The 22,955-nt window shown below is 72.0% G+C and carries 12 protein-coding genes and 1 pseudogene; 3 read left to right on the plus strand and 10 right to left on the minus strand.

Annotation, left to right across the window (positions count from 1 at the left end; all coding sequences use genetic code 11):
* Positions 1–3,909 (plus strand): non-ribosomal peptide synthetase (locus AC07DF_RS31995; RefSeq protein WP_478979304.1); only part of this gene is annotated, 3,909 nt, incomplete at its 5' end.
* A gap of 53 nt (positions 3,910–3,962) precedes the next feature.
* The gene (locus tag AC07DF_RS32000; protein WP_478979307.1) at positions 3,963–4,196 is read left to right on the plus strand and encodes an MbtH family protein; all 234 of its coding nucleotides are present in this window, start codon (positions 3,963–3,965) and stop codon (positions 4,194–4,196) included.
* A gap of 36 nt (positions 4,197–4,232) precedes the next feature.
* On the opposite strand, the pseudogene AC07DF_RS32005 reads toward AC07DF_RS32000, so the two are convergent.
* Positions 4,233–4,829 (minus strand): annotated as a pseudogene (locus AC07DF_RS32005) (FAD-dependent oxidoreductase); the annotation flags it as partial.
* Positions 4,830–4,959: 130 nt separating this feature from the next.
* A complete protein-coding gene (locus AC07DF_RS32010; RefSeq protein ID WP_478979310.1) occupies positions 4,960–5,727 on the minus strand; it encodes a class I SAM-dependent methyltransferase in 768 nt (255 codons plus the stop codon).
* Between the two features lie 93 nt (positions 5,728–5,820).
* Between AC07DF_RS32010 and AC07DF_RS32015 the strand changes: the two genes are divergently transcribed.
* On the plus strand, positions 5,821–6,375 hold the full coding sequence (locus AC07DF_RS32015) for a winged helix-turn-helix transcriptional regulator (protein ID WP_478979313.1): 555 nt from the start codon (positions 5,821–5,823) through the stop codon (positions 6,373–6,375).
* A 2-nt stretch (positions 6,376–6,377) separates the two neighbouring features.
* Here AC07DF_RS32015 and AC07DF_RS32020 read toward each other — a convergent pair whose 3' ends face one another.
* From AC07DF_RS32020 to AC07DF_RS32055, 8 genes are all read right to left on the minus strand, one after another.
* Positions 6,378–7,505 (minus strand): serine hydrolase domain-containing protein, encoded by a 1,128-nt coding sequence (locus tag AC07DF_RS32020; protein WP_478979316.1) that lies wholly within the window; start codon positions 7,503–7,505, stop codon positions 6,378–6,380.
* A 78-nt stretch (positions 7,506–7,583) separates the two neighbouring features.
* Positions 7,584–8,792 carry an acyl-CoA dehydrogenase family protein gene (locus tag AC07DF_RS32025; RefSeq protein WP_478979319.1) on the minus strand — a complete coding sequence of 403 codons (1,209 nt, stop codon included), beginning with the start codon at positions 8,790–8,792 and terminating at the stop codon, positions 7,584–7,586.
* A gap of 60 nt (positions 8,793–8,852) precedes the next feature.
* Positions 8,853–12,566: a non-ribosomal peptide synthetase gene (locus AC07DF_RS32030; RefSeq protein ID WP_478979322.1), complete on the minus strand. Its 3,714-nt coding sequence runs from the start codon at positions 12,564–12,566 to the stop codon at positions 8,853–8,855.
* A gap of 16 nt (positions 12,567–12,582) precedes the next feature.
* Complete coding sequence (locus tag AC07DF_RS32035) at positions 12,583–13,365, minus strand: thioesterase II family protein (protein ID WP_478979325.1); 783 nt, start codon at positions 13,363–13,365, stop codon at positions 12,583–12,585.
* Positions 13,362–15,458 (minus strand): amino acid adenylation domain-containing protein, encoded by a 2,097-nt coding sequence (locus AC07DF_RS32040; protein ID WP_478979328.1) that lies wholly within the window; start codon positions 15,456–15,458, stop codon positions 13,362–13,364. The genes AC07DF_RS32035 and AC07DF_RS32040 overlap by 4 nt, the downstream gene beginning before the upstream one ends.
* Positions 15,455–18,196, minus strand: coding sequence for a beta-ketoacyl synthase N-terminal-like domain-containing protein (locus AC07DF_RS32045; protein WP_478979331.1), 2,742 nt, complete (start codon positions 18,194–18,196; stop codon positions 15,455–15,457). Before AC07DF_RS32045 ends, AC07DF_RS32040 begins: the two co-directional genes overlap by 4 nt.
* A complete protein-coding gene (locus tag AC07DF_RS32050) occupies positions 18,189–21,710 on the minus strand; it encodes an amino acid adenylation domain-containing protein (protein WP_478979334.1) in 3,522 nt (1,173 codons plus the stop codon). The genes AC07DF_RS32045 and AC07DF_RS32050 overlap by 8 nt, the downstream gene beginning before the upstream one ends.
* Entirely contained in the window at positions 21,707–22,954 is a 1,248-nt protein-coding gene (locus tag AC07DF_RS32055) for an MFS transporter (protein WP_478979337.1), read from the minus strand. The genes AC07DF_RS32050 and AC07DF_RS32055 overlap by 4 nt, the downstream gene beginning before the upstream one ends.
* Between the last annotated feature and the right edge of the window lies 1 nt (position 22,955).

Raw genomic sequence — 22,955 nt, forward strand, 5'->3', positions numbered from 1 at the left:
AACAACACGCCCCTCCCACCCCCAGCCCCCTACCGGAACTACCTCACCTGGCTCACAACCCAGGACCGCAACGCAGCCAAGAAGGCCTGGCAAGAGGCACTGGCCGGCATGGAGGAGCCCACACTGCTCGTCCCGGTCAGTTCTGCCCGCGACACAGTCCTCCCCGCGGACGTGACGGGTGAGCTGTCGGAGACGCTGACTTCGGCCTTGACCACCTGGGCCCGCCGACATGAGTTGACGCCGAACACCGTCGTCCAGGGGGTCTGGGGAGTCCTTCTGGGACGCTTGCTCGGCCGCACCGACGTGGTCTTCGGCGCCACGGTCTCCGGCCGTCCGCCGGAGGTCGCCGGTGTCGAGGACATGGTGGGGCTGTTCATCAACACCCTGCCCGTACGCGTGCGCTGGCACGAGACCGAGTCGTGGGCGAACATGCTGACCCGGCTGCAGGACGAACAGTCGGAACTGCTGGACCACCAGTATCTGGCGTTGGCGGAGATCCAGCAGATCGCCGGTGTACGCAGCCTGTTCGACACGACCACCGTGTTCGAAAGCTATCCGGTCGACACCGGGGCACTGGAGAAGACCGCCCCGGATCTGCAACTGGTCGACATCGAAGCGACCGACGGCACGCACTATCCGCTCAGCCTCACCGTGACGCCCGGTCAGGTCCTGCGGCTGCGGTTGCAGTACCGGGCGGATGTGGTGGAGCGGGATGCGGCCGAGTCGGTCATGACACGGCTGCGCCTGCTGCTTCAAGCGGTGGTCATGCGCCCTGAGCAGCCGATCGGGCACGTCGATCTGCTGACCGCCGAGGAGCGCGGCCGTCTCGTCCCGAGGCGCGGCAGCCATGAAGCACCCCTACCGCGGCCCGCTTCAGCGCTCGTCCCGAAGCCGGACAGTTCGCTCCCCGGATTGTTCGAGGCTCGGGCCAAAGAGTCGCCCGATGCCGTGGCCGTGCTGCACGACAACATCGGCATCACTTACGAGGAGCTGAATGCCCGGGCGAATCAGCTCGCCCGTGCGCTGCTTCGGGGCGGTGTCGGTCCTGACCGAGTCGTTTCCGTGGCGCTGCCGCGGTCGGCGCGCGCCGTGGCCGGCCTGCTGGCCGTGCTGAAGGCGGGCGGCGTGTACCTGCCGGTGGATCCGGAGTACCCGGCCGAACGGATCGCGTTCATGCTGGCCGACGCCCGGCCCGCCTATGTCCTCTCCGACTCCGTGACCGCGGCGCGGCTGCCGGACTTCGGCGACGTCCCCTCGGTGCTGATCGACCGGATCGACCTCGACCAGCAGGGCGGCGTCGACCTCACCGACGCGGATCGCCCAGCGCCCTTGGCACCGGAGCACCTGGCCTATGTGATCTACACGTCGGGATCAACAGGTCATCCGAAGGGCGTCATGATGTCGGGTGGCTCGTTGGCGAACTTGCTCGCGTGGCAGGCCTCGGCGACGCCGGTCGGCCCCGGCCTGCGGGTCGCCCAGTTCACCGCGCTCAGTTTCGACGTGTCGGTCCAAGAGATCCTCTCGACCCTGCTGTCCGGCGCGTGCCTGGTCATTCCTCCCGAGGGCGTCCGGCGTGACGCGGCGGCCTTCGTGGCGTGGCTGCGGCGACACGAGGTCGGCAAGGTTTTCGCGCCGAGCCTGGTCATCGAGGGGCTGTGTGAGGCGGCCGTCGAGAGCGGAGAGCCGTTGCCCGCGTTGGTGGACATGGCCCAGGCGGGTGAGGCGCTGCGGTTGGGCGAACCGGTCCGCCGCTTCCACCGGGTCCTACGGCGCCGGTTGCACAACCACTACGGGCCGGCCGAGACCCACGTGGTCACCGCCTTCACGCTGCCGGAAGAGGAAGCGGAATGGCCGGGCACGGCACCGATCGGCAGGGCGATCCAAAACGTCGAGACGTATGTGCTCGATGCCGGTCTGCGGCTGGTGCCCCCGGGCGTGGTGGGGGAACTGTATGTGGCCGGTGCCCAGTTGGCTCGCGGCTATCTGCGGCGCCCGGGGCTGACCGCCGGACGGTTCGTGGCGAATCCGTTCGGCGGCCCGGGGACGCGGATGTACCGCACCGGGGACCTGGTGCGGTGGGACTTCGCCGGGAACCTGGAGTACGTCGGCCGGGCGGACCGCCAGGTCAAGGTACGCGGGTTCCGTATCGAGCTCGGCGAGATCGAGGCGGCCGTCGCCCAGTACGAGGGCGTGGCTCAGGTCGCCGTGCTGGCCAGGGAGGACCGGCCGGGCGACACACGTCTGGTGGCCTATGTGGTGCCGGGGCCGGGCCAGCGGGTCCGGACCCCCGGGCTGCGCAGGCACCTTGCGGCAGTGCTGCCGGATCACATGCTTCCCGCGGCCGTGCTCGAACTCGACGCCCTGCCGCTGACCTCCAACGGAAAGTTGGACCGGGAGGCCCTTCCCGCGCCCGAGGCGGGAGCGCCGTCTACCGGCGTGGCCCCCAGGAACTCCCGGGAGGAGGTCCTGGCCGACTTGTTCGCCGAGGTACTGCGGCTGCCGGCGGTGGGGATCGAAGACGACTTCTTCGCGCTGGGCGGGCACTCTCTGCTCGCCACCCGCTTGATCAACCGGGTTCGGTCGGTATGGGGCGCCGAGCTGTCGGTCCGCGCCCTGTTCCAGTCCCCCACAGTCGCGGGACTGGCGGCGGCCGTCGAAGCCGCCGAGCGTGCCCCGGACGACTTGGGGGGCAGCGCGGACCGCATCGATTTCCGCGCTGAAGCGGTGCTCGATCCGGCGATCACGACTGTGGGTTGCCGGCCCGTGGACGCCCGGGTGTTCGCTGCTCCCCGGCGCATCCTGCTCACCGGTTCCACCGGGTTCCTCGGCTCCTTCCTGCTCCGCGAGCTGCTGGACCGGACCGAGGCCGAGGTGTGGTGTCTGGTGCGGGCGGCCAACGACGAAGAGGCAGGAGAGCGGCTGCGCAACGGCCTGGCCGCGTACCAGCTGTGGGACGCGGCCCTGCGCGGGCGGATCGTCGCCGTGGCGGGAGATCTGGAGAAGCCGCTGCTCGGCCTGACCGAGGAGCGGTTCGCCCTGATGGCGGACCAGATCGAGGTCATTTACCACAACGGCGCGCGGGTCAACATCGTCGACTCTTACGCGAGGCTGAGGGCGGCCAACGTTCTGGGCACGCGGGAGGTCGTCCGCCTGGCGGCCACCGCGCGGGTCAAGCCTTTGCACTACGTCTCCAGTTCCGCCGCCGGGGTAGGGCGGGACCGTACGCCGGATGTCGTCCGGGAAGAGGGCCGTGTCGCCCCGGACTGCGTCGCGTCGAACGGTTACGTCGCCACGAAATGGGTGGCCGAGGAACTCGTGCGGGCGGCCGGAGAGCGGGGGGTTCCCGCCGTGGTCTACCGGCCGAGCCGGGTGAGCGGACACACCGTCACGGGCGTGTGTACGACGGGGGACGCACTGTGGACGATGGTTCGAGCGATCATCGAGTTGGGTGCGGCGCCCGACAGGACGGTGCGGGAAGGGATGCGGTTCGACGTCGACCTGGTGCCGGTCGACCATGTGGCCAGGGCGATCGTGCATCTCGGCCGGCAGCCGGAGTCGGCAGGCAAGGTCTTTCACGTGACGAACCCCGAGCCGCTGGGCTTCGACGCGTTGATCGACTGTCTGCGGCGGTTCGGCTACGACGTGGCGAGCCTGTCCTACGAGGAATGGAAGCACTTGCTCCTCGGCACCGCCGACGGGAAGTCCTCGCTGGCTCCGGCAGCTCTGCTGGCACAGGCGCTGCGGGTCGGCGCCGCCAGCCCGCGCTACGACCGGAGCAATACCGAGCGCGGTCTGACGGGCTCCGGCATAGCGTGCCCCGTCGTCGGCGACGACCTCGTCGCCACGTACGTTCAGCACTTTGTCAGCTCGGGGTTCTTTCCGGAGCCGGCATCTACGACTGGCGACTGAGGGCTGGTCGCCTTGCGAAGAAACCACACGTTGCAGATGAGGAAGGACAGGACATGACCAATCCTTTTGACGACGACAACGGTCGTTTCCATGTGCTCGTCAACGACGAGGGCCAGCACTCGTTGTGGCCGGTCTTCGCGACCGTCCCCCAGGGCTGGTCCGTCGCCCTGGAAGACCAGGATCGGGCCGCCTGCCTGGAGTACGTCGAGCAGCACTGGACGGACATGCGTCCCAAGAGCCTCGTGGAGGCGATGAACGCGGCGACGGCCCGGCCCGATCCCGCGTGAGCTTGGAAGGAGGGCATCAGATCAAGGCCGAGTTGCTCATTGGCCCTTCTCGGTGAACAGGTTGATCAAACTCTGGGCCGTGTTGTCGGCGGAGTCGATCCCGGGCATCTCGTCGGTGGCGGATTCGGCGCTGCGGACGAACATGGCCTGCTCGTACTCGGTGAGCGCCGTCTCGATGTCGTCGGGGTGCGCGGCGAGGGCGGTGCCGAGTTCGGCGCCGTCGAGCATGGCCAGGTTGGCGCCCTCGCCGTTGGGAGCCGCCAGGTGGGCGGCGTCGCCGAGCAGGGTCACCCGCGGCACACGGTCCCACCGGTGCTCCGGCGGCAGGGGGTAGTGAGGGCGCAGTACCGGCGCGGTGTCGCTGTCGGTGATCAGCGCGGTGAGCTCCGGCGCCCAGCCGTCGAACTCCCGCGCGATCCGCGCGGTCGCCGTGGCGGCATCGGTGAAATCGATGGCGGCGAACCAGTCCTGCGGCTCGGACAGTCCCACGTAGGCGTGCAGAGTGTCGCCCTTCTCCCGGTGGGCGAAGATCTCCCTGCCTGGCGAAGGAGCGATCAGCATCCCTCCGCCGACCGCTTTCGCGGTGGCGGGGTGCCGGGTGTCGGCATCGAACAGGTAGGTCTCCACGAACGAAGGCGGCGGTCTCCGACCTCGTCGTCGCGGGTGCTCGTCATGCGGTGAGGCGCAGCATCTGAGAGCGGCGCTGAGCGACTCACGGCGGCCCGGCCCGGCGCGACGCCGTCCGTCCGGGGCCGGCCGTGGCTCATGCCCGGCGAACCGCGTACCCCAGATACGTCACCACCGGGCTGCCCTCCGGTTCGAGCACCATGTCGACGAGCTCCGGCAGCTGGTCGTCGGTCAGCGTGCCACGCCTGCGCCCGCGCGTCGCGCGTACCAGGTCGCGTACGTCGCGCGGTTTGAACGCCGAGACGTTCCTCGCGGACAGCCCTGCCCCGTCGAGGGACTCGGCAAGCTCCGCCGGGCGGCGCAGCCGGTGTGCGGCGTAGCGGCCCCGGGGCATGATCCGGGTGCCCGGGAAAGCCTGGAAGGCACCGAGGTAGACGAGTCGGGACACGGGGGTGCGGTTGACCGTGTCGTAGACGAAAGCCGCGCCGGGGCGCAGCACGCGCGCCGCGTCGCTGAGGACCGCCTCCGGCCGTTCGGTGATCTCGAGCGTGTCGGCGCAGTACACGAGGTCGAAGGAGTCGCCCGGAACGTCGAGTCGCTCCGCGGGCGTGGTCAGGTAGGTGACACCCAGCCCGTCGTCCCCGTCCAGGGCCAGGGCCGTCGCGGCAGGTGACGGATCGGCGGCGACGACCTCGAACCCGAGCCGGGCGAGGCCGCGGGCCAGGAGGCCGCGCCCGCTGCCGATGACGAGCGCCCGGCTGCCGGCCGCCGCGAGGCCCAGTTCCCCGAGCACGCGCCGCAGGTACTCCATCCGTACGGACTGGAAGGTCAGGGCCCGGATGTGGCGGCCGTCGATGGCCGCGGGTCCGGCCGAGTCCAGTGCGATGTGCGGGGCGGTGGGCATGGCACGCTCCCTCGGCGCTCGGGATCAGGTTCCCTCAAGGAACCTAGCATCGGCGAGTTCCCTCAGGGAACCCGTGACCGATATCGTCGAAGCGTGACCCGTACCTCCCTCTCCGATGTCGCGTGCTCGATCGCCCGCGCGAGCGACCTGTTCGGCGACGCCTGGACGGCCCTGATCATGCGCGATGTCCTCGTCGGCATCCGCCGCTTCGACGAACTGGCGCAGGACCTCGGCCTGTCCCGCAAGGTTCTCTCCGCGCGGCTGACCCGACTGGTCGAGGAAGGCGTGCTGACTCGTGAGCGGTACCAAGTCAGCCCGCCGCGCGAGGAGTACGTGGCCACCCGGAAGGGCCAGGAGCTCTACCCCGTCCTGCTGGCGCTGATGGCCTGGGGCGACAAGTGGTACGCGGGGCCCGAGGGGCCACCCGCCCGGATCCGCCACGACGCCTGTGGGCACGTCACCACGCCGGTCGTGGCCTGCGACGCCTGCCGGGAGCCGCTCACCGTGGCCGGCACTTCACAACTGCCGGGCCCCGGGGGGCGGCTAGGGCCGGGTACACAGCTGCTGGGGCCACTGATCGCCGCGCGGGGAGAGGAGGGCCCGGACCCGTCCACCACCACGGATCCCGCCCGGTCAGCTCCTTCCTGATCTCACTGCTGCCGGCCCAGGCCCGGTTCCTTGGGCGTCGCGCAGGGCCGCACCGCCGACGACACCTCGGTCAGGAGCCGCTCCACCTCGCTCCCCCAGCGTGAGGCGATCACCAGGTCGCGTGCCGGGTCCACCCACAGCAGGTGGTTGCCGCCGTTGCCGCGGGCGCAGCGGCCTGTGCGCGGGGCCCGGGGCCATACCGTGCCGTGGTCGTTGAGCCACCAGGACAGGCCGTACTCGGGCTTGACCGGGCAGGGCGTCCACAACTCCTCGATCCAGCGCCGCGACAGGACCCGCTGCCCGCCCCAACTCCCGCTCCGCAGGCAGAGCAGGCCGACGCGGGCCAGGTCCAGGGCACTGATCCACAGTCCGCCGCCCCAGTGCGCGCCTCCGGAGACCACGGGCACCTCGGTGCCGTCGAGGGTGATCACGGCGTGGTCGTAGCCGTGCCAGGACCAGCCGTCGGAGGCGCCGGCCGGTGTCATGACGCGGTCGCGGAGAACGTCCGGCAGGGGGCGGCGGAACAGGACCGTGAGCGCCAACGCGGTCAGGTTGACGCGCACGTCGTTGTAGGCCCAGCCGGCGCCGGGAGGTCCGCCCGCGGACTCCGTTCCCTCACGGGTGCTCTGTGCGTCCACCCAGGTCGGCTTGGACCACAGTTCCCCCTCCCACTGGCTGGTCTGGTCCAGCAGATGGCGCCAGGTGATCGCCTGCCCGTGAGGGGTGTCGAACCCGGGCAGGTCCACGGTCTTGCACACCGGCTCGTCCAGGCGCAGCACCCCGTCGTCGTAGGCGATGCCCGCCACCAGCGACAGCACGCTCTTCGTGGCGCTGTAGGCCATCTCGGCGCGCGTGGGGTCGCCCCACGAGGCGAGCACCGTGCCGGCCCGGACCACGACACCGCTCGCCCCCTGCCCGTCGAGGAGCGGGCCGAGGACCTCGCGGTGCGACGTGTCGGACACCTGGCGGGCGAGATACGACGCCATGTCGTCGATGCCCGCCACCGGCCGCCCCGCCTGCTCGCGCACGGCCCGTGCGAGTGCCGCCGCGTCCACTCCCTCCCAGGGGTCGCTGGTCTGATCGCCGGTCTCCAGGACCTCTCCGTCGTATCGCGATGCCGCTGCGTCCACGTCCGTCCTCCGCCGCCTGTCGGCTCATGTGTGCTCTGTTCGGCCGCCCCGCATGTCACGCGGTCCGGTACCGCCGGGTCAGCCGATCGCGTCCTGCAAGCTGCTTCTGCGCGGGAGCTGGGCGAGCTGGCCGCTGCCGAGGCGGATCCGGTCCTCGCTGATCATGACCCGGGCGGAGAGCACATCGCGTATCTGGCGGCTCAGGCTCCATTTGCTCGCCGACGGCTCCCGGTAGGCGTCCACTCCGATGACCTGGAACGAGTCCAGCACGCTCTCGTTGGCCCGGGCTGCTGCCGTCAGGCGCAGCGCGTTCGAGCGGCGCACCATGGTGTCGCTCGCGGTGCCTCGCAGCACCTCGTACCGGCCGGCGAGCGAGTGGATCTGCTCGGTGAGTTCGTCGATGGTGTCCGACGCCCGTCCCAGCCGCATGGTCCTGGCCGTGAGGACATCGGGGGCTGTCCTGCTCTGCTGGCGCCGGAAGGCGTCCTGTGCGGTGGCGAACGCGGACTCGGCGATGCCCAGCCAGCACGCGGCCCAGCCCAGGTTCGACAGGGGCATGATCACGCGGGCCGAGGCTTCGCTGAACGACTCCTCGAGGATCCGGTCGGGACGCGTCCGGGCCCGTACCCGGCCGCCGCCGCTGCCCGTGCCCCGCATGCCGAGCGCCTGCCAGTCGCGCCATTGGGATATGACCAGTTCGTCGCGGTTCACCAGCACCAGCGCCCCCTCGGTGACCGCGTCGTCGGCCGAGCGCCTGGCGACCAGCAGCCCGGCGTCGGCCTGCTGGAGGTAGGAGGAGACCGAGACGTTCTTGTCGATGACTATCCCGCCGCTGCCGTCCGGGTCATCGCGGCAGTGGGCCCGGCTCTCGCGGGGACTGGCGGCGCCGGTTTCCGACATCAGGCTCGCCACCAGTGGCTGGGTCTCCCACGCGGAGTCGAGGAACTCCTGCACCGGCTCACTGGTCTTGGGCTGGCGCGCGACCGCCTGGATCTGCCCCTGGTGCATCGCCCAGATCATGGCGGTGGAGGCGCAGGCCTGACCGAGCGCGTGGGCCACCGCGACGATCTGCGGCGCGGTCCACAGTCCCTGGCCCGGGACGGGCTCGGGGGCCAGCAGCCGGTGCTCCTTCAGCGCGGCGACCGCCTCGGCCGGGAAGCGGCCCTCGGCGTCCACGTCCTCGGCGTGGGTGCGGGCCACCGCCACGGCTGCGGCGACCCGTTCGCGCAGGGTGAGACGGTCCGCGCTGTCGTCGATGTGGTTCGTGCCTTCCAGGGCTTCAGTCATGGCCTCTTCCGTACGTGGGTGCTGTCAGCGGCTCGGCGGCGGGCTGTCGGCCCTGTCGGCTCAGTCACCGAACTCCATGAGCGTCTTCCGCAGGCGCGGCCCGGATTCGGCCAGCTTGTCCGGGTCGAGCATGCGCAAGTGCGGTGCGGCGGTCTCGATCGTGTCCTTCTCGCCCTCGAAGAAGCTCTCCCAGTACCGCCCGTCGAGGGCGGAGGTACGGTCGGCGGCCAGGAAGTGCGTGAGACCGCAGGACACCCTCGGCGGCGGTCCGGCGAGGTCGATGTCGGCGGCGTCGAACATCACCACGTGCTCGATCTGATGTCCGCGCTCCTGGAGTCCGGCCGCGACACCGGGTGCCAGCGCCGCGCCGATGGACCAGCCGACCAGCACGACCGGTCCCAGCACGTCGATGTCCTCCACGGCCGAGACGAACTCCTCCAGCACGGCGGCCGGATCGGCGGATCGCCCGTCCGCCTCGAGAAGCGGCGACAGGACACCGTGGACGGGCATGTGCTTCGGGAGATACGGCAGCAGCTGTACGAAGCTCCACGCGGTGCCGCTGACCGGCGGGAGGCAGATCACGGCCGGCTCGCCGCCCGCGGTCCGCAGCGGGACGGACGGCTCCGGAACGAACTCCGGACGCCCGAGCCGCTCGGCGAAGGTCCGCGGGGTCGGGTAGCGGAACACCTCGGCCGTCTCCAGGGTGACGCCGAACATGTCCTGGAAGCGCAGCACCATCTGCACGGCGAGCAGCGAATGCCCGCCCAGGTCGAAGAAGTTGGAGTCGCGTCCGATGTCGTCGCGTCCCAACAGGTCCCGGAACACGCCGCGGATCAGCTGCTCGTGGGGCGAGCCGCCGTCCTGGTCGGCCACCGGCGCCGGCTTGGTGCTGTCGGCCAGGCCGCGGCGGTCGAGCTTGCCTGCGGCCGACATCGGCAGCGCGTCCAGCCTGACGTAGAGGGACGGGATCATGTACGCGGGCAGCGTCCGGGAGAGCTGCTCGCGCAGTTCGGCCGCCTCCGGCAGGTCGTCGCCCTCGGGGATGATGCCGGCGATCAACCGGTCGGCACTCTCCTGATCGACGCCGACGACCGCGTCGGCGACGCCGGGGCACTCCGCCAGCCGCTTCTCGATCTCCTCCAGCTCGACCCGGAAGCCGCGCACCTTGACCTGGGTGTCGAGCCGCCCCAGGAAGCGCAACCGTCCCTGGGCGTCCCAGCGCCCCGCGTCCCCGGTGCGATAGCGGCGGTACCCGTCCGCCGCGATCCGGTCGAGCGGGAAGCGGCTGGCCGTGAGCTCCGGCTGCCCGACATAGCCTTGGGCCACCTGAGGGCCTGCCAGGAAGATCTCGCCGGGGACGTTGACGGGGCAGGGACGGTAGGACGCGTCCAGGACGTAGGCCCGGTTGAGGCCGAAGGGGGCGCCGACGCAGGAGGTCGTCTCGACCGGAGCGGCGTGGGCCTTCCTGTCTCCGCCGGAGTGCTGGACGGTGCAGTAGACCGTAGCCTCGGTCGGTCCGTAGAAGTTCCAGTACGCGAGACCGCGCCCGTCCAGGTAGGCGGCGAACTCGCCGGGCAGCGGTTCGCCGCCGAGCATCAGCCTGGTACCGGCGGCGACCTCGACTCCCGCCTCGCGCAGGGACTTCCACACGGTGGGAGTGCCACCGACGTACGTCACCGGTGGAGTCGTCGCCAGTGCCCGCCCGACCGCCGCCGGGTCGGTCGCCCCTTCCTCGAGCAGGTGGACGGAAGCGCCGGCCAGCAGCGGAACCAGGTACTCCAGCAGGGAGATGTCGAACGACGTGGTGGTCAGGCTCAGCGAGACGTCGTCGGCGGTGAACCCGAGGAGGTCGACAGCGGCCTCGCAGAAGGCGGAGAGCGCGGTGCGGGCGACTGCCACGCCCTTCGGATCCCCCGTGGAACCCGAGGTGTACATGATGTAGGCGGTCATCTCGGACTCGGTCTCCGGGCGGGCGGCCCGCTCGGCCGTGCGACCCCGCAGGCCGGCCGGGCTGACCGTGCGCACCCCCGCCATGGCCTCCGTGTCCTCGTCGGCCACCACCAGCCGGGCGCTCGCGTTGTCGAGGATGAACGCGATCCGCTGAGCGGGGTGCGTGGCGTCGAGGGGGAGGAAGACCGCGCCCAGCTTCCACACGCCGAGCACGGTGGCCAGGAAGTCGAGGTTGCGCGGCAGACGGACCGCGACCACATCGCCGCGGCTGATGCCCTCGGCGGCCAGGGCGTCGGCGAACGAGTCGGCCTTCCCGTCCAGTTGCCGGAAGGTCAGGGTGTCTTCCGAGGAGCGTGCGGCGATCCGGTCGGGCGAGGTTCGCACCGCCTCCGCGAACCGCGTCAGGATGTCCGGCACGGGCTGGGCGGCGGCTTCGACGGTGCCCAGCCCGGAGAACTCGCCGACCCGGGTCTTCTCCTCCTCGCAGGCGAGGTCGAGGTCCGCCACTCGCACCGTCGGTGTACCGGCGGCCTGAAGCAGGACCTGGCCGATGTGGGAGACCAGCGTGCGCATGGTGCCCTCGTCGAAGCGGGCCGTGTCGTACTGGAGCCGCAGCCGCAGGCCCCCGGCCTCGGGCACGAAGGTGGTCGTGAGGTCGTACCGCGCGCCGCTCAGCTCGACCCAGATGTGTTCGGTCGCCTCCAGACCCGCCAGCTCGAAGGGCAGGTCGGGCAGGTTGGCGACGGAAAGCGAGACCTGGAAGACCGGCGAGACGTTCTCCTGCCGCTGCACCGACAGGCCCTGAAGGACCTGGTCGAACGGGAGTTCCTGGTGTTGCATCGCCTTCAGGCTGGAGCCGCGGGTGGACTTGAGCAGGTCCAGGAAGGAGGCCTCGTCGTCGACCTGGACCCGGACCGAGATCAGGTTCAGGAAGAGTCCGACGGTGGACTCGAACTCCGTCCGGGTCCTTCCGGCGACCGGCGTGCCCAGCACGACGTCCCGCTGGTCGGAGTACCTGGTGAGCACCACGGACAGCGCCGCCGCCAGCACCATGTACAGGGTGCAGCGTGCCGTGGACGCGAGCTGCCGGGCCGCGTCGTGGACCTCCTCGGGCAGCATGGTGTTGATCATGGAGCCGGTCATGTCGCGGCGTTCGGGACGCGGCCGGTCCCAGGGCAGCTCGATCTCCGCGGGGGCTCCCTCGAGATAGCCTCGCCAGAACTCGACCTCCTCCCGGACCCGGTCCTCGTCGAGGTGCTCTCGCTGCCACGCGGCGAACTCGGGGTACTGGACCGTCACTTCCCGGGGTTTGCGGTCCGTGGCGCCGACTTCCCGGTCGTAGAAGAGGGCGATCTCCTCGATGACGTTGGTCAGGGACCAGCCGTCCAGCGCGATGTGGTGCCCGATCACGACCAGCGCGTGCAGCGTCGGGCTCCAGCGCAGGAGATAGGCGCGCATCGGTGACTCGGACGCCAGGTCGAACGGCCGGGCGGCGGCTTCCCGGACGAATGCCTCGATGTCCGGCCGCAGGGCGTCGGTGGACAGGTCCGCCGCGGACATCTCCACCACTTGCAGCGGTTGTCCGGCCCCCGGCTCGACCCACTGCATGGGCTCCTGGGCGCCGGTCGCGGGGGTGATCCTGGTACGCAGGGCGTCGTGCCGTTCGACGACCGTCCGGACGGCGGCGCCGAGCGCGTCGACCGCGAGCGCACCGCGCAGGATCCTGACGTCAGGGTTGATGTAGGCGACGTTCCCGGGCGCGACCTGCTCGACGAACCAGATGCGCTGCTGGCCGTAGGACAGCGGCGTCTCGATGCGGGACATACACGAGCTCCAGAGGTCAGGGCCGGTGGGCGTGGTGGGGGCGAGCGACGGTCCGGGGCGCGTCGCGGCCGGCGAGATCGAGCCGGATCGCGTCGAGCACCTCCGCGGTCCGGTCGTGCGGGAAGAAGTGACCGCTGTCGAACTCCCGCGTCGTCACCGACTCGGCGGCGCCCGTCCAGCGAGTGAGCGACTCGGGCGGGGCGAGCAGGTCGGTGCGGCCGGCGTACACGGCGCTGGGGGTGGTGAGACGACGGCCGTCCCATGCGAAGCCGCGCAGCGACGCGAGGTCGTTCAGGAGCATCGCTATGGCCAGTTTGCGCATGCCGGGGTCTTCGAGCACCTCCGCCGGTGTGCCGCCGGCCGTGCGCAGGAAGTCCAGTGCTTCCGCTTCGGTCCCGTTGGGCACGGGCAACGGGCGGTGCAGATGGGGCGGGTTGGTGGCACAGACCGCGAGCAGCGCAGGGACCGCGTGGGGATGGTGCTCCTCCAGATGCAGGACCGCCTCCGCGGCGATGAGTCCGCCGAGGCTGTGGCCCACCAGGACGTAGGGCTCGCCGAGTTCGGCCAGGGACCGGGCCAGCCTGTGTGCCCGGTCCCGGACGGTCGGCGCCGGAGACCCCCCGGCGGGCGTGACCGTGCGGGTGCCCAGCATCGCGAATCCTCGGGTCCGGGCCGGTGCCGTCCAGCCGCGGAAGGCGTGTGCGGTCCCGCCCGCGTGCGGTACGGCCACGAGCGGGAGTCCGGACGGCGGCTGCTGCCGCCGGCGCTCGGGGTCGAGTGGGAAGAGAACGGAGCTCATGCCGGGAACGCCTCCTGCTGTGGCTCGGAGCCGTCCTGCCGGCTGAGCTCGCGCAGCCTCGACCGGTCGATCTTGCCGCTGGCTGTCATCGGGAACCGGTCCAGGACGGTGAATCGGGTCGGGACCATGGCGGGTGTGAGATGGGCCAGCGCGTGACGGCGCAGCGCCGCCCGGCCGGGCGGGTCGCCGGGGTCGGCGACGAGACAGGCGACCAGTCGGTCCCCGCCGGGCTCCTCGATCTTCACGACCGCGCTCGCCCGCACCTTAGGGTGCTGGTCGAGAACGTGCTCGACCTCCCCCGCCTCGATCCGCACCCCATGGATCTTGATCTGCTGGTCGATCCGCCCCCGGTAGTCGAGGACCGCGCGGCCGTCGGCGGACGACACCGAAGTGGACCACCGGACGAGGTCCCCCGTGCGGTACATCCGTTCGCCCGGCGCGGTCGCGAAGGGGTCGGGAACGAATCGCTCGCGGGTGAGATCCGGAGCACCGGCGTAGCCCGAGGCGAGGCAGGCCCCGGCCAGATGGAGTTCCCCGACCGCTCCGAAGGGCGCGGGTTCACCGTGCGCGGTCAGCACATAGGCGCTGACGTTGGCGATCGGCTCGCCGATCGGTACGGCGGGTCCCGGCTCGGGAGTACGGCAGTCCCAGGCGGTCACGTCGACGGCCGCCTCCGTGGGTCCGTAGAGGTTGTGCACGCCGGCCCCCAGCATCGAGGCCGCCCGGTTCGCCAGCGCGGGCGGGAGCACCTCGCCGCTGCACACCACCAGGCGCAGCCGGGTGCACTCCGACGCCCGTGGCTCCCGCAGGAACTGCTCCAGGACGCAGGGCACGAAGTGGGCGACCGTGACCTCCTCCCGGATGACGGTCTCGGCCATCTCCTCGGGGTCGAGATGCGCCAGCGGCGGCGCCATCGCGAGGCGGGCCCCGGCGAGCAGCGGCCAGAAGAACTCCCACACGGACACGTCGAAGTCGAACGGGGTCTTCTGCAGGACGGTGTCCGATCCGTCGAGACGGAAGTGGTCCCGCATCCACAGCAGACGGTTGACGATGGCGCCGTGCGGAACTACGACGCCCTTGGGGTGGCCGGTCGAGCCGGAGGTGAACAGGACGTACGCCGGGTCGTCCGACCGGGCCCGGAGCCCGTCCGCCGTTGTGGGAACCGGCCCGGCTGAGGGCGGCGGCCCAGACAGCCGTACGCCGGAAAGGGCCAGTGAGGTCACATCCGGCGCGGCCTGCCGCACCTTCTCCACGGCTTCCTCGGCACATACGACGATCCGCGCCGCAGCCGTTTCGATCATGGTGCGGAGCCGGGCGGGCGGTGCCTCGGGGCTGAGCGGCAGATACGCCCCGCCGGCCAGGAGGATGCCCAGCAGCACCCCGGGCAGTTCCACGCAGCGCAAGGTGCTCACTGCGATCACGTCGCCCCGGCGGACGCCCTCGGCGCGGAGCCGGTCCGCGAACGCGCGGGCCTGGGCGAGGAGTTCGGTGTAGGTGAGCGACGCGTCCCCGGCGGTGACCGCCACCCGCGAAGGGTGGAGCTCGGCCGTCCGCACGATCAGTTCGTGCAGCGAGGACGGCGGGCGGGCCACTCGCGCTCCCCCGAGGGACAGGAGCATCCGGCGCTCCTCCGGGCCGGCGACCACCAGGTGATCCAGACCGGCCCCGGGAGTGGCGGCGAGTCGCTCCAGCACGGTCCTCGTCCGCTCGGGCGCCCATCGGGTGAAGGTCCCACCGCACCCGTGGACGACCGTCGGCAGCCCGTCCTGCCTGCCGTCCGGCAGTTCCAGCCGGCAGGGCCGGTGGTCTCCCACGCCGTCGCGGCAGCTGTCGCAGTGCACGTCGAGGCGAACCGTGCCATGTCGGCACCACTCGTCGATCGCTTCGGCGAGCCGGGTCACCGCCTCATGTCCGCCGTCCGCCAGGGGCACGCTGCTCGTCCCCTCGGCCGAGGTGCCCGATCCGACCCGGACGGTGACGTGCCCGGTGTGGCAGACCCGTGCCGCCACGGCTGCGGCCGCCAGGGCTGCCGAGGCCCGGTCGGGGGCCTCCACCGTGGCGCGCTGTGCTTCGATCACTTCGTGCTGCGTCACGGTCGGCTCGCTTCCCCCCGCGTACCGTCGGTCATCTCGTCGATCAGGTCGGCCATGGCCCGGGGCGTCAGGTCGACGCCGAGCAGGTTCCTCGCCGCGATCTCCAGGCCGCAGCTCCGCGACAGCCGGACGGCCAGCCGGACCAGCGTGAAGGAGTCCCCGCCGAGCATGTACAGGTCGGCATCCGGCTCGATGTCCGTGAACCCGAGCGTCTCCTCCCAGGCGCCCAGCACCACGGACAGCGTCCCGGCCGCAGCCTCGGCCTCCGGCGGCGCGAGGTCTTCGTTCCCGCCCTGCCGTCCGGTCGTGTCCGGGGCCCTGGGGCGGGGCGCCTCGATCCAGTGCCGTCGCCGGTCGAACGGGTAGGTGGGCAGGGGCGCCCGGCGGTAGCCCTCGGCGCCGTTGGCCCGTTCCAGGTCGACCCCGGCCCCCGCCGACCACAGCCGGCCGAGCTGGGTGAGGAAGGGCACCAGGCCCGCGGCGGGCAGCATCGGGACCACCTCGTACAGGCCGTCGTCCCGGACGTGCGGACGCAGCAGGTCGCTCAGCGACCGCCCGGGCCCGATCTCGACGACCAGTGCGCCCTTCACCATGCCGGTGAGCGTGCGGGCGGCGTCCGGGAAGAGCACGGGTCGCGGCGGCCCGGCGGTCCAGAAGTGGGAGTCACGGCCGTTGTGCTGATCCACTGCCCGGCCGGTGTTCGAGGAGATTACAGGCAGGGCCGGCGGCTTGAGAACGACACCTGCAGCCTCCGGGGAGGGCTTCGCCAGCAGGTCGGCGCCCGCGACGGCCGAGAACTCGCCGGCCAGGCAGGCCGCCGCGAACTCCCCGATACCGTGGCCCAGTACGGCGGCGGGCGCGACGCCCAGGAAGGTCAGGAGATCGGCGAGAGCCAACTGGGTCACATACAGGCAGACTTGGGCCAGTTCGGCCGAAGGCGCCGCGCTGTAGGTCCCGCCGGTCTCGTCGGTCCCGTCGGTCTTGTCCAGTAGGACGGCGCGAACCCTCGCTCCGTGCTCCTCACCCAGGTGGGCGAGGATCTCCTCCACCCGATGGCGCACCACCGCGTAACGGGAGTACAGGCCCGCCAGCATGCCGCGCACGCCGTACTCCTGGCCGCCGAAGGCCCACACGATCGGGGGCGCCTTCCTCAGTGCCCGCCGGGGGACGTCCTGGAGAGAGTCGCGGGCGAGGCCGTCCGGGGTGAGCACCGCGCCGAGGCGCACATGGAAGCGGCGCCGGCCGGAGGTGAAGGTGCGGGCGGCATCGCCGACCCGGACGGGAGCGGCCGCCAAGTGGTCCGCCAGGGCGTCCCGGTAGCGCAGCACGCCTTCCGGCCCCCCCGCCGAGAGCGGGATCAGCGCCGCCTCCAGATCCTGCTCCGGCGCGGGCCGGGAGGGCCGGTACTCCTCGACCACGACATGGCTGTTGGTGCCGCCCATGCCGTACGAGCTGACCCCGGCCCGTCTCGGCTGACCCGGCTGTGTGGCCCACGGCCGGGCGACGGGATCCAGCACGAAGCCGTCCGGCAGGTCGTCCGCGGCGGCATCGTCGCCGGCACCCACCAGGGGCGGCAGAACGCCGTGGCCCAGGGCCAGCACCGTCTTGATCAGACCGATCACCCCGGCTGCCGCGCCCGGATTGCCGATGTTGGCCTTGACCGCGCCGAGCGGCAGCGGTTCGTCGGCCCCACCACGGGTGAACACCTCTGCCAGCGCGGCGAGTTCGATGTCGTCGCCGACCTCGGTGCCGGTGCCGTGGCCTTCCAGGTATCCGACCGTCGCGGGGTCGACTCCGGCGTCCCGGTAGGCCGTCCGCAACACGTCGACCTGGCCCGCGAACCCCGGAGCGGTGTATCCGGCCTTGTCGCCGCCGTCGTTGTTCACCGCCGAGCCGCGGATCACGGCCAGGACGGTGTCGTTGTCGGCGATCGCGTCCCCGAGCCGCCGCAGGGCGACCAGGCCGAGACCGTTGCCCGGTACGGAGCCGTCCCGGCCGGTCTGGAACGGGCGGCAGCGTCCACTGCGGGAGAGCACGCTGCCCGAGGTCACCGAGTAGCCCTCGTCCTGCGGCAGTTCGACACTCACCCCACCGGCCAGCACCAGGTCGGCGTCCCCACTGCGCAGCGCCCGAACGCCCTGGTGCACGGCGACCAGAGACGACGAGCAGGCGGTCTGCACGGTCATCGCCGGGCCGGTCAGACCGAGCCGGTAGGCGATCTTGGCGGCGAGGTGGTCCCGGTCGTTGGCCAGGACGAGGGGCAGCAGCCCCTCCGCCTGCTCGATCGAGGGATCGGTGAGGATGTGGCGCAGCAGGTAGTAGTTCAGGCCCGCGCCGGCGAAGACGCCGATGCGTCCGCGGGTGCCGCGGCCGTCGCGCTCGCCGCCGGTGCCGTGCCCGGCCCGCTCGAGCAGCACCCACGCGGCCTCCAGCAACAGCCGGTGCTGAGGATCGGTCAGCTCGGCCTCCCGCGGCGGCATGCCGAAGGCTTCGGCGTCGAACTGCCCGACGTCCGCGAGGACTCCGCGCCGGGTGACCCGGCCGGGCCGGCTGCCGGCGGCGGGGGCGGCTGTCCCTTCCCTCATCGGCTCGGTGCCGGACAGGGCGGTCACCGCCTCCCGGCCCTCGGCCACCATGCGCCAGAAGGCGTCGAGATCGTCTCCCGTGCCCGGGGTACGGGCGTACACGCCGATGACCGCGATCGGTTCCGTCTCCGTCTCCCTCTCCCCTTCACGCACCGCGCATGCCCTCCCTGATGTGCGCCGCCAACTTGTTGACCGTCGGGGCCCGGTAGATGTCGACCGAGGTGATCCGGACCCCCGGGAATCGCTTGCGCAGCGCGTTGCGCATCTCGGTCAGTTGCAGCGAGTCGCCGCCCGCGTCGAAGAACGCCTCGTCGTAGTGGAACTCGTCGCCGCCGAGAAGGTCCCGCCAGACGTCTGCGACCTGCTCCACCAGAGCGTCCCCGGCCGGGCCCGGGGAGGGCGGGCGGGGTGCCGTCGGGGCCTCGGCCGGCACATGTACGGCCGGTGCCGGCGGGTCGGTCGGTGCCTGCGGGGCGGCCGGTGCGGGGCTCTCGGCCAGGAAACGCTGGGTCGTCAGCGCCCGGGCCTTCAGCGCCTCGGTGTCCACCTTGCCGTTGCCGCTCAGAGGCAGGGACGGCACCAGGCACCACAGGGCGGGCAGCGAGTACGACGGGAAGGTGTCCGCCAACGAGGGGATGAGCCGTTGGAGGGCGGACCGGTCGGGGCCGACGACCGAGGCGAGGACGGCCCGGTCGGTGTGGTCGTCGCCCACGGCGCTCACGTCCGCGTCGACGACACCCGGCCAGGATCTGATGCGAGACTCGATCGCCGCGAGCTCGACCCGATGGCCGCGAACCTTGATCTGCCGGTCGCGGCGGCCGCGGAACAGCAGCTCTCCGGCCTCGTTCCAGCAGACGATGTCCCCGGTGGCGTAGGCGCGCGTCCCGGCGAGCCAGGGCACCGCGGCGAAGGCCGCGGCGGTCCGCTCGGCGTCCCCGGCATAGCCGTGGGCCAGGCCGAGGCCGGTGGCGTACAGCTCGCCGTCGGCCCCGGGCGGGACCGGCCGGCCCGTCTCGTCGAGTACGAGAACGCCGGTGCCGAGGACTGGCCTGCCGATGGGAACGGTGTCGCCGACCTCGTCCGCGGAGGTCACATGGTGGACGGTGGTGAACGTCGTGTTCTCCGTCGGGCCGTACCCGTTGGTGACCCACAGTCCGGGCGAGGCCTCCAGGACGGTCCGGACATGGTCCGGTGAGACCACGTCCCCGCCGGTGAGCAGCTGGCGCAGCGAGCCGAGCGAAGCGGCGTCGTACCGGGCCACCAGGCGGAAGATCCCCGCGGTGAGCCAGGCGTGGGTGACCTGTTCGTCCCGCAGGAAGTTTCGGATCGCCTGGGGCGAGGCGGGCCCCGGTGGGAGGATCGCGATCCGGTCCCCGTTGAGGAGCGGGTGGAAGAGCTCCAGGGTCGAGGCGTCGAAGGCCAGGGGGGCCATGCGGAGCATCGAGCGTCGGCGACCGGGGTCCTCGTCGTCCGCCGGGCGCAGCAGGCCGGTGTCCGCGGCCAGGCGGATCACCGCACGGTCGGGTATCTCGACTCCCTTGGGCGTACCCGTGGTCCCGGAGGTGAACGAGATGTAGGCCGGGCTGTCCCCGGCGCGCGGGTGCGGTTCCGCGAGCGCCTCGGTCTCCTCGGGCTCGGCCGCCCCGGAGGACCACGGTGCCACCAGCCGCACCTGCTGCGGCCAGTCCCGGCGGTGATCGGCGAAGGCCACGGCCACCGTGGCCCCGGTGACGCGGAGCACCTCGTCGCGCCAGGCGCCGGCCGTCTGCTGCGGCACCGGGACGTAGCAGGCTCCCGTCCGCAGGACCGCCAGCACCGCGACGGTCTCCGCGGCCGAGCGGTCGACCTGGATGATCACCCGGTCCCCGGCTCGGACGCCCGCCTCCCGCAGGACGGACGCGTAGCACGCGGCGGCCTGTTCGAGCCGGCCGTAGGTCAGCGTGTGGCCGTCGGCGGGATCGGTGACGGCGACGGCGTCGGGGCTCCTCCGGGCGGTCGACACGAAGCGCTCCCACAGACCTTCGGGTCCGTCCGCCGTCTCGGGGGTGTGGTGCGCCGGCGCGGTGATCCGTGCTCGTTCGAGGGCCGACAGTCCGGCGAGCCGGCCGATCGGTGCGTCCGGGGTCCGCTCGAAGTCGAGCAGTGTCGCGAGCAGCGCGCCGGCGAGGGCGGTGGCGGTCTGGGGTCCGACCCGGGAGTGCGAGTACTCCAGGGCGAATGCGGGCTCACTCCCCCAGCGCCGGTGGTAGAGGATCGCGTCGAACACCGCGCCGCGGCAGTGACCTTCGACCACCTCGGCCGATGTTCCGGCGAGGTCGAGGGTGGCCGGGACGAGTTCGTCGTGCGCGGCGAACGCGAACTGGGTCAGCGCGTTGGAGCCGCGGACCGGGCGCGCGCCGAGGTGGCGCACGATGTCCTCGTACGGGGCCTCCGAGTCCCGTATCGCGGCGTCGTAGTCGGCGGCCGCCCGGGCTAGGTAGCCGTCCACGGTCAGCTCCGGTTCCAGCCGGAGCCGGACCGGTGCCACCCGGGTCAGCAGACCGACCGCGTCGAACTGGTCCGCGCGGAAACGGCCGCTCGTGGGCATCCCCAGCACGAGGTCGTCGACGCCTGCGCGGCGCCCCAGCACCAGGGCCCAGGCCGCCAGCAGGACGACCGGGCGGCGCACACCGGTCCGTCGCGCCACGGCCTCGACCGCGTCCCGCACATCGGGTGGCAGTACGAAGGGCAGACGGCTGCCGCTGGGGTCGAACAACCCGTCCTCTTCCCCGGCCGCCCGAGGGAGCCGGAGGTCGCCCGGCGCTCCCGCCAGCCGCTCGGCTACCCTGCCGAGGTCTTCGGCGAGCCGGCCCGAGTCCGCCCTGGCCTGGTACCGGGTCAGCGAGGAGTCGGGTACGGGGGTGTCCGGGTCCTCGATCCGGCCCTTGCCGTAACACTCCGCGAACTCGCGCAGCAGGACACCGATGCTCCATCCGTCGACGATCACATGGTGGAAGACCAGGGTGAGGACGTCTCCGGCATCGGCGGAGCGGCCGATGAACGCGCACCAGGGCGGCTGTTCGAAGGGCCGCAGGAACCGTCCGGCGGTCGGTCCGACCAGCCCCTCCATGCGCTCGGCGGGGCTGCCGCCGCTCGGCGGGAGTTCCAACTCGCGCAGCGGGACCCGCCACTGCGGAAGGACCCGCCGGGCGAACGCGTCGCCCTGGGCGACGAACCGCGTCCGCAGGGACTCGTGCCGTGCGGCCAGTGCCCGCAACGCCGCGGCGACACGAGCGGCGTCGAGGTCCGGGGCCTCCACGGAGAACATCAGCCGGTATGCCGCGTCACGTCCCGCCAGCTGAGCCGTCAGCATCTGCGACTGGCCGGGCAGCAGGGGACGGTCGCCGGGCGGCTGTACCGACACGGGCCGGTCGGGTACCGGCCGCGCGTCGGCGAGTACGTCGCCCAGCGGGGCGCCGCTCAGCAGCAGCTTCAGGTCCAGGGCCCGGCCGAGCCGCCGCTCGCCGAGCGCCACCAGGTGGTACGCCTGGAGCGATGAGCCGCCCAGCTCGCCGAAGCCGGCGTCGGCCCAGGTGCCGGGCGGACGGGTGGCGTGCCGCAGCGCCTCGTGGAGCAGCGGCTCCCAGGCCTCGGTCGTCGGCACGGGAGGCGATGCGTCGGTGCTCACTGGGTGTTGTCCCCCTCGCTGTCGGACACCGGCACCTTCCCGGCGTCGGGTTCGGGCCTCCGGGTCGCCGCCTCGATCGCCCGATCGGAGAGGTAGGCCCGGATCGGGATGATGGTCAGCAGGGTCAGGGCGGTGGACACGGCGAAGAGGGCCTGGGCGTCGACGGCGAGCGCTACGGTGCCGCCGATCGCCGAACCGACCGGGGTCATCCCATAGGTCAGCATCCGCGAGGCACCGCTGACGCGGCCCAGGTCCGCCCGGCTGACGGTGAGTTGCCGTACGGACATCGACTCGACCGACCACATGCCGCCGAGCGCGCTGCCGGCCGTCATCACGGCCGTCAGCAGGAACCCCTCGGCGAACAGCGGGCCCGCGAAGACCAGCGCCCAGCCCACCCGGGTGAGGGTGAGGGTCATGCTCCGGCCCAGCCACCGCTCCACCCGGTGGGTCATCAGCGCACCGACGGCCGCGCCCACCCCGATGGCGCCGACGAGGAAGCCGTACTGCGAGGCGGACAGTCCGAGGGGACCCGGTGAGATCGCGTACACCACGAGGAGGGTGAAGAAGATGCTGTTGGCGATCGTCGTCAGACCGCCCACGGCGACGATGGTCGCGAGGATCGGCTGGGAGAAGACGATCCGTGCCCCGTCCCAGAAGCCGGTGGAGCCCTCGTCCGAGTCCGATCGTGCTTCGGCTTCGGTGCGCGGCAGCTGGGCTGCGACCAGCGCGGCAGCCAGACATGCCAGACCGGACAGCACGCTGGGCAACACGTGGTCGACGTCGACCAGCACGCCCGCCAGGGCAGGCCCCAGGAACTGGTAGAACAGCCGGGTCGACACAGCCAGCAGACCGTTCGCCCGGGTGCGGCGCGAGTCGTCGACGGCGTTCGCCGTCACGACCTCGGCGGCGGTGTCGACCACGGTCTGGAGGCAGGAGACCACGAAGACCAGCGCCGGGACGGTGACCGCGAGCGCCACGTCGGCCCAGATCAGTCCCGCGAGGCCGAACATCGCGACGCAGCGTCCGAGGTTGGCGAGGGTCACGGCGCGGACCGCACCGATCCGGTCCACCAGGACACCGGCCGGGACCGCCACGATCAGCCACGGAAGAGTCGCCGCGACGGTGACCGCGGCCACCGCCATCGCCGAGTGCGAGGCAGCCGCCGCCGTGATCGTCGCCGCCACGGCGAAGACGCCGTTGGCGGTGTCCGAGACCGCGGTGGCGGTCAGGAATCTTCTGAACACG

The organism is Streptomyces sp. NPDC044719 (assembly GCF_056433405.1).